The organism is Marinobacterium weihaiense, assembly GCF_019061305.1.
Lineage (GTDB): Bacteria > Pseudomonadota > Gammaproteobacteria > Pseudomonadales > Balneatricaceae > Marinobacterium > Marinobacterium weihaiense.
Window position 1 is genome coordinate 203,482 of sequence record NZ_JAHQZT010000003.1, and the last position, 11,697, is coordinate 215,178.

Annotated in this window: 12 protein-coding genes; 4 read left to right on the forward strand and 8 right to left on the reverse strand. The window is 60.4% G+C overall.

Translation table 11 applies throughout. The features are described from left to right. Positions 1 to 4: 4 nt before the first annotated feature. Genes KTN04_RS03790 through miaB form a run of 4 tightly spaced genes read right to left on the reverse strand, consistent with a single transcriptional unit; the run spans position 5 to position 3,689 of the window. On the reverse strand, positions 5 to 841 hold the full coding sequence (locus tag KTN04_RS03790) for an HlyC/CorC family transporter (RefSeq protein ID WP_217333888.1): 837 nt from the start codon (positions 839 to 841) through the stop codon (positions 5 to 7). Positions 842 to 873: 32 nt separating this feature from the next. Continuing rightward, entirely contained in the window at positions 874 to 1,332 is a 459-nt protein-coding gene (gene ybeY, locus KTN04_RS03795; RefSeq protein ID WP_217333889.1) for an rRNA maturation RNase YbeY, read from the reverse strand. Next, positions 1,329 to 2,330, reverse strand: a complete 1,002-nt coding sequence (locus tag KTN04_RS03800) for a PhoH family protein (protein WP_217333890.1) — start codon at positions 2,328 to 2,330, stop codon at positions 1,329 to 1,331. Before KTN04_RS03800 ends, ybeY begins: the two co-directional genes overlap by 4 nt. 15 nt (positions 2,331 to 2,345) lie before the next feature. Continuing rightward, on the reverse strand, positions 2,346 to 3,689 hold the full coding sequence (miaB, locus tag KTN04_RS03805) for a tRNA (N6-isopentenyl adenosine(37)-C2)-methylthiotransferase MiaB (protein ID WP_217333891.1): 1,344 nt from the start codon (positions 3,687 to 3,689) through the stop codon (positions 2,346 to 2,348). A gap of 173 nt (positions 3,690 to 3,862) precedes the next feature. Here miaB and KTN04_RS03810 point away from each other — a divergent pair, with 173 nt between their 5' ends. Further along, positions 3,863 to 4,186: a DUF1820 family protein gene (locus KTN04_RS03810; RefSeq protein ID WP_217333892.1), complete on the forward strand. Its 324-nt coding sequence runs from the start codon at positions 3,863 to 3,865 to the stop codon at positions 4,184 to 4,186. 4 nt (positions 4,187 to 4,190) lie between these two features. Here the strand turns inward: KTN04_RS03810 and KTN04_RS03815 are convergent, their stop codons facing one another. Next, on the reverse strand, positions 4,191 to 4,730 hold the full coding sequence (locus tag KTN04_RS03815) for a hypothetical protein (protein ID WP_217333893.1): 540 nt from the start codon (positions 4,728 to 4,730) through the stop codon (positions 4,191 to 4,193). 103 nt (positions 4,731 to 4,833) lie between these two features. Beyond that, a complete protein-coding gene (gene epmB / locus KTN04_RS03820) occupies positions 4,834 to 5,850 on the reverse strand; it encodes an EF-P beta-lysylation protein EpmB (protein WP_254262348.1) in 1,017 nt (338 codons plus the stop codon). 138 nt (positions 5,851 to 5,988) lie between these two features. Between epmB and efp the strand changes: the two genes are divergently transcribed. From efp to KTN04_RS03835, 3 genes are all read left to right on the forward strand, one after another. Further along, complete coding sequence (efp, locus tag KTN04_RS03825; protein ID WP_217333895.1) at positions 5,989 to 6,555, forward strand: elongation factor P; 567 nt, start codon at positions 5,989 to 5,991, stop codon at positions 6,553 to 6,555. Positions 6,556 to 6,765: 210 nt separating this feature from the next. Next, positions 6,766 to 7,734, forward strand: a complete 969-nt coding sequence (gene epmA / locus KTN04_RS03830) for an EF-P lysine aminoacylase EpmA (protein ID WP_217333896.1) — start codon at positions 6,766 to 6,768, stop codon at positions 7,732 to 7,734. A gap of 121 nt (positions 7,735 to 7,855) precedes the next feature. Then, positions 7,856 to 8,602, forward strand: a complete 747-nt coding sequence (locus KTN04_RS03835) for a sporulation protein (protein ID WP_217333897.1) — start codon at positions 7,856 to 7,858, stop codon at positions 8,600 to 8,602. Positions 8,603 to 8,669: 67 nt separating this feature from the next. On the opposite strand, the gene ppiC is transcribed toward KTN04_RS03835, so the two are convergent. Together ppiC and KTN04_RS03845 are read right to left on the reverse strand one after the other, a co-directional pair. Next, entirely contained in the window at positions 8,670 to 8,951 is a 282-nt protein-coding gene (ppiC, locus tag KTN04_RS03840; protein WP_217333898.1) for a peptidylprolyl isomerase PpiC, read from the reverse strand. A gap of 82 nt (positions 8,952 to 9,033) precedes the next feature. Then, on the reverse strand, positions 9,034 to 11,328 hold the full coding sequence (locus KTN04_RS03845; protein WP_217333899.1) for an ATP-dependent DNA helicase: 2,295 nt from the start codon (positions 11,326 to 11,328) through the stop codon (positions 9,034 to 9,036). Positions 11,329 to 11,697: the final 369 nt, after the last annotated feature.

Consider the following 11,697-nt stretch of genomic DNA (forward strand, 5'->3'; position numbering starts at 1 on the left):
TACCTCAGTGGCGGGTCACCTGCAGCAGGCGCAGGCGACGGTTGTCGGCGGCCAGTACCTTGAAGCTGAAACCGTCGATCTCGATCTGCTCATCCTTGGCCGGCAGGTGACCGAAATGTTGGGTGACGATCCCCCCGATGGTATCGAACTCGTCATCGGAAAAGCCGACGTCAAAATAGGCGTTGAAGTCCTCGATCGGGGTCAGCGCCTTGACCAGGTAGCCGGTGTCATCAAACGGCTTGATGTTGCCGTCGTTGTCATCGGCGTCATGTTCGTCCTCGATCTCGCCGACGATCTGTTCCAGCACGTCTTCGATGGTGATCAGGCCGGCAATGCCGCCGTATTCGTCCACCACGATGGCCATGTGGTTACGGGTGCCGCGAAATTCGTTGAGCAGCACGTTCAGGCGCTTGCTCTCGGGAATAAAGGTGGCCTTGCGCAGACACTGGCGAATATCGAACTGGTCAAGGGTGCCTTCCAGCATGTAGGGCAGCAGATCCTTGGCGAGGAGGATGCCGAGGACCTCGTCCGGGTTTTCGCCGCAGACGGGAAAGCGCGAGTGGGCACTGGAAATGATGACAGGCAGAAACTCGCGGGGCGTCTGGTTGACCTGCACCATGGTCATCTGCGAGCGCGGGATCATTACGTCCCGCACCTGCATCTCCGTGACCTGCATGGCACCCTCGATAATGCTGTGGGCGTCGTTATCCAGAATGCCGGATTCGTTAGACTGCAACAGAATCTCGCGTACATCCTCAAGACTGCGGGGTTCGTCGGAAAAGGCTTGGGTCAGTTTACCCAGCCAGCTCTTTGACGTGCCACCCGATCGGTCTTCGCTCATAGGGGTCCTCTAAATGACGTCATGGACGCTGTTCAGTCAGTCGTCCGGTAGGGGTCGTCGATATCCAGTCGAGCCAGAAGCGCGCGCTCCAGCGCTTCCATCTCTTCGGCTTCGTCGTCATTTATATGATCGAATCCGAGCAGATGCAAGGTTCCATGCATCACCATGTGGGCCCAGTGATGCAGCGAGGCTTTCGCCTGCTCATCCGCTTCCTGCGTGACCACGTCGGCGCAGATCACCAGATCGCCCAGCAGGGTGACGGGAACCCCCGGCGGCACCTCGAACGGGAAGGACAGCACGTTGGTCGGCTTGTCCTTACCGCGATACTCCGCGTTCAGGGCCTGGCTTTCATCGGCTTCGACAATGCGGATGCAGACCTCGCCCTCGACCTTGCGGTCGGTCAGAACGGTTTCAATCCAGTGGGTGAAATCGGCCTCGCTGGGCAGCCCGGGGGCGTCAGCGGCGTACTGCACATCAACGGCAATGCTCATCGCCCGTCCTCTGCTGGCTGAGCCGCTTCATGGCGTTCATAGGCTTCAACGATATGCTGGACCAACGGGTGTCGCACCACATCCTTGGAACCAAAGTGGGTGAAACCGATCTCCTTGACACCGTCCAGCACCTCAATTGCATGCAGCAGCCCCGAACGTGTGCCTTTGGGCAGGTCGATCTGCGTCTGATCGCCGGTGATCACGGCGGTGGAACCAAAGCCGATACGTGTCAGAAACATCTTCATCTGCTCCCGCGTGGTGTTCTGGCTTTCATCCAGAATCACGAAGGATCCGTTTAGGGTGCGGCCGCGCATGTAGGCCAGAGGGGCCACTTCAATGACGTTGCGCTCGATCAGCTTGGCGACTTTCTCGAAGCCAAGCATCTCGTACAGGGCGTCGTACAGCGGGCGCAAATAAGGGTCAACCTTCTGGCTCAGGTCACCGGGCAGGAAACCGAGTTTTTCGCCTGCTTCTACCGCCGGGCGCACCAGCAGGATGCGGCTGACTTCTTCGCGCTCCAGCGCTTCCACGGCGCAGGCGACCGCCAGGTAGGTCTTGCCGGTGCCGGCCGGACCGATGCCGAAGTTGATGTCGTGGGTGCGGATCTGATGCACGTAATCCTGTTGCTTGCCCGGGCGCGGTTTGATCAGCACCTTGCGGGTACGGATTGAGTAGCGCTTGTCTTCCGCACTCTGTGCCTTGTCACTGCGCTTGGGCGGCTGCTCGATACCACTGTCCTGCAATTGCAGGTGCAAGCTTTCCGGGGTCAGCTCTTCCCCGGCCAGTGCCTGCTGGTACAGCTGCTCCAGCAGGGTGCCCATGGCGCGGGTGGCGGCCGGTGCTCCCAGCAGCTGGAAGCGGTTGCCGCGATTGCTGATCTCGACGCCGGTGCGCTCTTCCAGCAGTTTCAGGTGGGCGTCGAACTGGCCGCACAGGCTGAGCAGTGCGGCCGGGTTGTTCGGTTCCAGAATCAGTGTGGTGGACTGGTTAGGGCTCAAGTCGCTCTCCTGTAATCAGGCGTCCAGCTCGGAACTGATCAGTTCGCCGAGCAGTGAGTTGGCATAGGCTTGTTCGATACGCACGTCGGCAAAGTGGCCGATCAGGTCCGGATTGTCGCAGCGGAAGTTGACCACACGGTTGTTTTCGGTGCGGCCGGACAGCTGCCCCGGGTCTTTCTTGGAGTAACCGTTGACTAGAATGCGCTGGGTGCTGCCGACCATGCGCCGACTGATCTGGAATGCCTGTGCGGTGATGCGGTCCTGGAGGATCTTCAGACGCTGCTTCTTGGTTTCGTCATCCACGTTGTCCGGCAGATCGGCGGCCGGTGTGCCCGGGCGGCGGCTGTAGATGAAGCTGAACGAGGCGTCGAAACCAATCTCGGCAATCAGGTCCATAGTGGCTTCGAAGTCGGCATCGGTTTCATTGGGGAAGCCGATGATGAAGTCGGACGAGAAACTGATGTCCGGGCGCAGCTTCTTGATGCGGCGCAGCTTGGACTTGTACTCCAGTGCCGTGTGACCGCGCTTCATCGCCATCAGAATGCGATCGGAACCACTCTGTACCGGCAGGTGCAGGTGGCTGACCAGTTCGGGCACCTCGGCGTAGACGTCGATCAGGCTGTCGCTGAACTCCACCGGGTGCGAGGTGGTGAAGCGGATGCGGTCGATGCCGTCGATTGCGGCGACGCAGCGGATCAGTTCGGCCAGGTCGGCGGTATCGCCATCATGGGTTTCGCCACGGTAGGCGTTGACATTCTGGCCCAGCAGGTTGACCTCACGCACGCCCTGTTCGGCCAGCTCAACACACTCAGCCAGGACATCGTCCAGCGGGCGGCTGACTTCTTCGCCACGGGTGTAGGGCACCACGCAGAAAGTGCAGTACTTGCTGCAGCCTTCCATTACGGAGACGAACGCTTCTGCGCCCTCCACCTTGGGGGCGGGCAGGTGGTCAAACTTTTCGATCTCAGGGAAACTGACATCGACAATGCCGACACCGCCGTTGCGGCTTTCGCTGATCATTTCCGGCAGACGGTGCAGGGTCTGCGGGCCGAAGATCATGTCCACGTAGGGCGCGCGATCACGGATGGCTTCGCCTTCCTGGGAGGCGACACAGCCGCCGACGCCGATCATCAGCTCCGGCTTCTGTTCCTTCAGCTTGCGCCAGCGGCCCAGCTGATGGAACACCTTCTCCTGCGCTTTCTCGCGGATCGAGCAGGTGTTCAGCAGCAGGACATCCGCCTCATCGGGGTTGTCCGTCAACTCCAGTGCGTGGCTTTCGCCAAGCAGGTCCGCCATGCGGGAGGAGTCGTACTCGTTCATCTGACAGCCATGTGTCTTGATAAACAGCTTTTTCGCCATGAATCACCTGTAAAACCTGTGGAAATAAAAAGAGAGCGGGTCTCGAAGAGGGCGCAAATTATACCCAAGGGCAGACGGTTAGGCCATAAACTGGTTAAAAATTATCCAGTCTTGTTTTTGTCACGCTCGTCCCCATATTGGCGATAAAGCATGACAAGGGAGAATCGCCGGCCATGGCCAGTGAACCGCGTTTGTACAGGGTCAATTTCGTCAATCAGGACAAGGTGTATGAAGTGTATGTGCGTCATGTCTACCAGAGTGACCTCTGGGGCTTTATCCAGCTGGAGGATTTCGTCTTTGGCAACCGTTCCGAGCTGCTGGTAGACCCGGGTGAAGAAAAGCTGCGGCAGGAGTTTGCCGACGTGAACACCTGCTATGTGCCCATGCAGGCCATTATCCGCATTGATGAGGTAAAAAACGAAGGCGTGGCTCGCATCAGCGAAGCCAGGGGCAATGTGGCGGCCTTCCCCCTGACTCCGCCGCGCAAGGACAGCTGACGGCTTACTGCGCTGCAGTGCGTACGCCCTGACCGCCGCAGGCGGCGTTACGGGTGGCGCTCTGGTTGAGCATGGCGAAGCGGTCGGTGCCGTGGTACTCGACACTCTGGTCGGCAAAGATCAGCTCGGCACCTTCAATGCGGAAGCAGCCCAGGTTGGGGTGTCGCCAGACCTTTTGCCAGACCTTGCCGCCGATTTCTTCGCCCGGTGCAAAGGGACCGGCGACGCGTAGCCAGGCGTTGCGACGACCGCTTTTGCGGGCGTTGACTGGCTTGCCGGCACGGGTAAAGGCGGATGTCTTGAACATCACGTACTGCAGGGTCTGGTCGGTGCCGTTGGTAAAGCTGATGCTGGCATCGCTACTGCCGCGAGTATGATGATCACTGATCAGTAGCACCGGCTTGGGTTCGGGTTTGGGTTCGGGTTTGACGGCAACCGATTCCGGCTGTTTTTGGGCACACGCGGTCAGCAGTACGCTGATGGCGAGGAGACTGCCGAAGCGGATGGGGGAAAAACGACCTGTGCTCTGACCTTGATTCAACATGGATATCCAAATCCTTCATTACAACTGACATTACCCAACGGGCGGGCGGCTAGGGTGCAGACGCGAATCTGAATGCAGGCTGACCCGCGAGACAGTTCCGGCGTCAAGGCTCGGGTGCAATGGGCAAGAGCAAGGTTTTGGACGGTTTGCCAGGAATCTCGCGTGCCAGCCTGGGCACCAAATATCCGGGCAATACCGTTTGCAGCTCGCCTACCAGGCGACGTGCGTCGTCGTCGCTGATATCAAAATGGGCCGCGCCGGCCACCGCATCCAGTACAAACAGATAATAGGGCAGGATGCCGTCGCTGAACAGGGATTCGCTGAGTGTTTTTTGTACAGCCAGGCTGTCATTGACCCCTTTCAGCAGTACCGCCTGGTTCAGCAGGGTGACGCCGGCCCGGCGCAGCGGCTGCAAGTGGGTGCGTACCCTGTCATCCATTTCCTGCGGGTGGTTGATGTGCAATACCAGGGTGGCATCCAGGCGGCTTTCGGCCAGCATGTGCACCAGCTCCGCTGTGACCCGCTGTGGGATCACCAGCGGCAGGCGCGAGTGGATGCGCAGCCGCTGCAGGTGTGGAATGCCTTCCAGGTCTGCGATCATGCGCGCCAGACGCCGGTCGGGGGTGGCCAGAGGGTCGCCGCCGGAGAAGATGACCTCGTGGACCTGCTCATGTGCATGGATATAGTTCAGCGCTGCTTGCCAGGCCGCACCGCCGAGCTGGTTGTTACCATATGGAAAGTGACGTCGGAAGCAGTAGCGGCAGTTGATGGCACAGGCTCCGGACAGCACCAGCAGCACCCGGTCGGTATACTTGTGGATCAGTCCCGGGCTCGGGTTGGCATTGGCCTCGCCCAGCGGGTCAGCGCCAAAGCCGGGCACGTCCAGCAACTCCTGCTGCAGCGGCAAAATCTGGCGCAGCAGCGGATCGTTCGGGTCGCCCTTGCGTATCCGGTTCAGGTAGGGGCGCGGTACCATCAGCCCGAACAAGCGGTCGGCTGCCTGAGCGCCGGGCAGCAGCTCGGCGGGCAGCTCCAGTGCGGCCAGCAGCTGGGCCGGATCGGTGATGGCGTGACGCAGTTCGCTCTGCCAGTCGGCCACAGAGGGGTGTAGCAGGTTCATCGGGACAGGTCGCTCAAGGGGTTGTGCGGATGGATTTGCCTGCATTCTCCTTTGCAGTAGAATGGCTGTCAATTTACGGGCCAGCCGTCCGCCGGATGGGGCCTGCCTTCGAAATTCAGATCATGGAATCCTTCCTCTATGGCTAACTACTCCAGCAACCAGTTCAAGAACGGCATGAAAGTGATGATCGACGGCGACCCGTGCAGCATGGTCGACGTGGAATTCGTCAAGCCGGGCAAGGGCCAGGCATTTACTCGCGTGCGTCTGCGCAACCTGATGACCGGTCGTATCTGGGAGCGTACCTTCAAGTCCAACGAGACCGCTGAAAGCGCGGACGTGATGGATACGGATATGGAGTACCTCTACAACGATGGCGAAATGTGGCATTTCATGGACCCGAAAACCTTCGATCAGGTCGCCGCGGACCAGAATGCCGTGGGTGATGGTGCCAAGTGGTTGAAGGAACAGGACAAGGTGGTTGTCACCCTGTGGAATGACAACCCGATCAGCGTGACGCCGCCGAATTTTGTCGAGCTGGAAGTGGTTGAGACCGATCCGGGTCTGAAAGGTGATACCGCCCAGGGTGGCTCCAAGCCTGCGACCCTCAGTACTGGTGCTGTGGTGCGTGTACCGCTGTTCATCGAGCAGGGTGAAGTGCTGCGTATCGATACTCGCACCGGTGAGTACGTCAGCCGCGCGAACTGATGGATGTTTGTCTGATGTCGAGTGAACCTTGTGGATAGGCCGTAAGTTTCACTCGCTTCATCCGCGAACGATGAAATGGCAGCTTCGGCTGCCATTTTCATGTACAGAATCTACGTTATGCCTGCGGATGCAGGAGGGCCACGGTGTTCGCAGCGCTCGCGTGGCGGACCTGCACGGGGCAGTTGCCTTCGAGATCCCCCATTGAGCCACATGCCAAACGAACCCTGGCGCCCCAGCGCCCCGATCAACCATCTGCGCGCCCGTGCCGGCGTGCTGGCGCAGATTCGACACTTCTTCGCCGAGCGCAGTGTACTGGAGGTGGAAACCCCGGTGCTATCCAAGTGCGCGGTCAGTGATCCCTTTATCGACAGCCTCGAAGTGAGCTTCGGCTTCCAGCCAGGGATCGAGGATGAGCGCCTTTATCTGCAGACTTCGCCCGAATATGCCATGAAGCGCCTGCTGGCCGCCGGCAGTGGCGACATCTATCAGATGGCCAAGGTGTTTCGCAATGGTGAGTCCGGGCGGCGCCACAACCCCGAGTTCACCATGCTGGAGTGGTACCGTCTCGGGTTTGATGACCAGCGATTGATGGACGAAGTGGCGGCGCTGGTGACCCGGATCGTGCCTTCGCTGTCAGTACGCCGCCTCAGCTATGCCGAGCTGTTCGAGCAAGAGCTGGGGCTCGATCCGCACGCGGCGTCGCTGGAAACGCTGCAGCGGGTGTGCCGGGCGCATGTGGATGCGCCTTTCGAGGATGATGATCGCGACACCTGGCTCAACCTGCTGATGTCGCATGTACTGGAGCCCCGGCTTAAGGGCGCCGTATTTATCCACAGCTACCCGGCCTCCATGGCGGCGTTGGCACAGACCCGTGTGGACGCGCAGGGGCGGGTGGTGGCGGCGCGCTTTGAGCTCTTTGTCGATGGCGTCGAGTTGGCCAATGGTTATCACGAGCTGACCGATGCCGATGAACAGGCACGACGGCTGCAGGCGGATCAGCGTCAGCGCGCCCTGCTGGGGCTACCGCAGCGCCCGCTGGACGGACGCCTGGTGCAGGCGCTTGCGGCCGGCATGCCCAACTGTGCCGGTGTGGCCCTGGGAGTTGATCGTCTGGTGATGTTGGCGCTGGGTGTGGATAACTTGGAGCAGGTGGTGTCATTTATGCACGCGCGGGCATAACCGCCGTGCCTTGGCCGCCAAAAGTATGCACAATATCCCTTGCTCAGGGATTGGGCACGGTCCGTCATGGCCGGGCACACTCGCTGTGGCCTCACTCTGTATATCAGTCAAGGAGAATGCAATGCTTAAAGACATGATGGCGAGAATCGGCATCGGGGCGGCGACCGTCGATACCCTGCCGGACAACGTGGAAGTGACCCAGGGTGGCCGCGTCAGTGGCACCATTCGGATTCGGGGAGGCGAGGTTGAGCAGCGGGTCGACCGTGTCGAGCTGAAGCTGATGACCGAAGCCAAGCAGGAAGTCGATGACGGCACCGTGCGTGGCCCTCATGCACTTGCTCTGTTTGCCATTGACGAGCAGTTCACCCTCGTGCCCGGTGAGACGCATGACATCCCCTTTGCCATCGAGCTGCATCCGGAAACGCCGGTCACCGCCATTGCCGAAGGCCGCAACGAGAGCAAAGTCTGGCTCGACACCAGTCTGGACATCGACTTTGCGCTGGATCCGCGCGACAAGGACTATCTGCTGGTGCACCCCGCGCCGGTCGTGGCCGCTTTCATGCGGGGGATGCAGAAGGCAGGGTACCGCGCGGTCAAAGCGGATGTGGAAAAGGGCTTTTTGAGTGGCGATGGTTTCCGTTCGACCAGCGGCATTTATCAGGAGCTGGAGTACGCGCCCGGCGGTTTCGGCCTGGGCTGGAACCGCATCAAGGAAGTGGAGCTGTCGTTCATCTGCCGTCCGGATGCCGTACATGTGATCGTGGAGCTGGATCGTTCCTTCTCCGGCGACGGCTATCGCTGCCTGACGCTGCACCCGAATACCGGTGAGGCTGAAGTGCGCGAGCTGCTGGCAGGCCTGCTGCAGTAACGAGACGTCCGGGGTATCGCCGCCGGTGCCCCGATGCAGGCGACCAGGGCGTGGATGCCGGAGCCGGTCAGCCGTTGCGGTACAGGGTTTTGATCAGGTGATAACCGAAGCGGGTTTTCACGGGGCCATGCACCTTAAGCAGCGGGCGTTTGAATACGACATCGTCAAACGCCTTGACCATGTCGCCCCGGCGAAATTCGCCCAGATCACCGCCGCGCTTGCCGGACGGGCAGATGGAGTGGCGCTTGGCCAGTGCTGCGAACGGCTTGCCCTTGTTCAGTTGTTCAAGGATATCCAGCGCTTCTTGCCTGGTCTTGACCAGAATATGCAGTGCCGCCGCGGTCGCCATGTCTGTTCCTGCCCTTCAATCGTATTTCAAGCGTATTATCATACCAAGAAACCCTTCCGGGGCGCAGGCTGATCCGATGTTATCAGTGGCCGTCGGTGTCGGGCCACCAGCGGGGCAGCAGTGCCCGGATGTGCGGCTGCTCGAAGCGGTCATCCAGCAGCTCCACCACCCCGGTATCCTCCGGCGTGCGAATCAGGCGGCCGGCGGCCTGGATCACCTTGCGGATGCCCGGATACAGATAGGTATAGTTTTCCCCTTGTCCAAAACGTGCCTGGAGTCGCCGGGCCAGCTGCTGATGAAAGTCGTCACAGGGCGGCAACCCCAGGGTGGCGATGAACACGCCTATCAATGCGTCTCCGGGCAGGTCGATGCCTTCGGAAAAGGCACCGCCAAGCACGGCAAATCCGACCAGGCCACGCTGATGGCGAAAGCGTTCAATGAATGCAAGCCGTGCCGGCTCACTCATGCCGGCCGTCTGAGTGACCACCGGGATATCGGGGCTGTGCTGCACAAAGGCCTGATGCAGCCGCTCAAGATAGGCAAAGCTGGATAGATACACCAGGTAATTGCCGGCACGGGCCCGGTACTGCTGCACGATGCGCTGCACAATGGGGCCGAGGGAGTGCTGGCGCTGGTTCAAGCGGGTGCTGATGCCGACCACCTTCAGGGTCAGCTGGGTTGGTGCAAAAGGTGCAGGGATCGGCTGCCACGCGGTTCGGTTGGGCAAGCCCAGCAGATCCTGATAATACCCGGCCGGATTCAGCGTGGCCGAGAATAGCGTGCAGGCGCGCGCGCGCGCAAAACGCTCGGCCAGAAAGTCCGCCGGGATCAGGTTGCGAATCGATAGCTGAGCCTGGACTCGCGGGCGCTGTCCTCGACCACGGATTTGGCGGATCTCCAGAGTGCAGAGCGAGTGATCGCCGAACGATTCGGCCAGTTTCAAGAACCCCAGGGTATCGAACAGTAGGGTCTGCAGCTCGGGGATGATCGGGTGCTCGGTCATGTACTCGGTCAGGTCGCCGATCAGGCGCTGCAGGGCATGGTTGAGCTCGGTCGGCACTTTACCCAAGTGCTGCAGGCTATCGGTGTTGCCGGCAGCAGGCGACGTGTCGGTATGGCCGTTGATCAGGCTGCGCCAGGCCCGCTGGACGGCCTTGAAAGTGTTGTTCAAGACCCTGGGGGCGGTGCGTGCCACGCGTCGAAAATGGGCCTGATGCAGCCGTGCGGAGTACATGCCGCGCGCCCGCTCGACGAGGTTGTGGGCTTCGTCAATCAGCACCGCGACTTGCCAGTCGTTCTGCCGGGTCAGGCCATACAGCAGGGCCTGCTGGTCAAAGTAGTGGTTGACGTCCGCGACCACTACATCGGACCAGCGTGCCATTTCCTGTGCCAGATAATAGGGACAGATGTCATGTTTCTTGGCCAGCATACGCAGACGCGCATGATCCAGCCAGCCGGATTCGGCTGCCGCCTGGCGTGCTGCAGGCAGACGATCAAAGAACCCGCTCGCCAGCGGGCAGGAATCCCCGTGGCAGGCGCGATCCGGGTGCTCGCAGGCCTTGTCCCGAGCCGTCAACTCCAGCACCCGCAGCAGTGCCGGGGCGCCGTTTGGCATCAACATGCGTAGACCATCCAGTACCAACTGGCGCCCGGTAGTGCGTGCGGTGAGGATGAACAGGCGGTCCAGCTGGCGCCTGGGCATGGCCATCAAAGCCGGATATGTCACGCCCAGGGTCTTGCCGATACCGGTAGGGGCTTCCAGCAGCAGGCTGTGGTCTGTGCAGGTGCTTTTGTAAACAGTTTCACTCAAAAGCCGCTGATGCGGGCGGAATGCCGGAAAGGGAAACGCCAGCGTCATCAGCGCGTTGTCTCGCCGCTTGCGGTGCGTGTACTCCCGTTGATACCAGTCCTGATAACGGTGACACAGGTCGGCCAGGAACACTCCTAATTCGGCTTCCTCCCAGGTGTTTTCTTGCGCTGTTTCCTTGTCCCGGGCAATATCGTAATACACTAGGCGTAGCCGCACGCGGCTGAGGCTGTCTCGCTGACAGAGCAGGGCGCCGTATACCTTGAGCTGAGCCAGGTGTAACCGGTGCTGCCCGGCCCCGATGCGGGCCAGGTCACCCCGATGGGTTTTGATTTCTTCTAGTATCGGCGTGGTGGCGTCGGGCAGATAGCCATCGGCCTGGCCACGCAGCGCGATGCCCTGACACGTTCCCTGCAGCAGGTACTCTGCCTGATAATGTGCCGGGCGGCGTGACTGCAGCGCCTGATGCCCTCTGATACCCTCATCGGCACTGGGCGCCGGCGTGTAGCGGTGTTCCAGACTGCCGATCCGAGCGGCAAACTCACACAAGGAGCGAACGGCAACCTTCATGCAGAGCTTTCAGGTATGAACGGTCGCCGCCAACAAGCGGTAGCACAGTTCAGTGCCCGCATGGCCCGGGTGGATATGAAACGGATCATGGCATGCCATACGCGCTTTAAGGACGTTGTGGATCATCAGGGGCGTGTTCCGGCTGCAAGCAGTGAGCATTTCACCAGAGCCGTTAAACCGGCTTGATCAGGCTGTGTAGCCAAAGCGTATTCCATGTCACACACAAACACCCTGCCTTCAAGCAAATCAAGGAACCTGCAGCACCGACATGATAGGGAACGTATGAACAAGTCCCTCCAGCGCCATTAAGACTGCATTTTCTCTGTGCTAGGGCTCATAAAATGCGCACGTCCGCCTCTTTTAACCAAC

Coding starts and splice junctions, on each gene's coding strand:
- KTN04_RS03790 (WP_217333888.1), bottom strand. CDS start 841: ATGAGCGAAGACCGATCGGGTGGCACGTCAAAGAGCTGGCTGGGTAAA.
- ybeY (WP_217333889.1), bottom strand. CDS start 1,332: ATGAGCATTGCCGTTGATGTGCAGTACGCCGCTGACGCCCCCGGGCTG.
- miaB (WP_217333891.1), bottom strand. CDS start 3,689: ATGGCGAAAAAGCTGTTTATCAAGACACATGGCTGTCAGATGAACGAG.
- KTN04_RS03810 (WP_217333892.1), top strand. CDS start 3,863: ATGGCCAGTGAACCGCGTTTGTACAGGGTCAATTTCGTCAATCAGGAC.
- KTN04_RS03815 (WP_217333893.1), bottom strand. CDS start 4,730: ATGTTGAATCAAGGTCAGAGCACAGGTCGTTTTTCCCCCATCCGCTTC.
- epmB (WP_254262348.1), bottom strand. CDS start 5,850: ATGAACCTGCTACACCCCTCTGTGGCCGACTGGCAGAGCGAACTGCGT.
- efp (WP_217333895.1), top strand. CDS start 5,989: ATGGCTAACTACTCCAGCAACCAGTTCAAGAACGGCATGAAAGTGATG.
- epmA (WP_217333896.1), top strand. CDS start 6,766: ATGCCAAACGAACCCTGGCGCCCCAGCGCCCCGATCAACCATCTGCGC.
- KTN04_RS03835 (WP_217333897.1), top strand. CDS start 7,856: ATGCTTAAAGACATGATGGCGAGAATCGGCATCGGGGCGGCGACCGTC.
- ppiC (WP_217333898.1), bottom strand. CDS start 8,951: ATGGCGACCGCGGCGGCACTGCATATTCTGGTCAAGACCAGGCAAGAA.
- KTN04_RS03845 (WP_217333899.1), bottom strand. CDS start 11,328: ATGAAGGTTGCCGTTCGCTCCTTGTGTGAGTTTGCCGCTCGGATCGGC.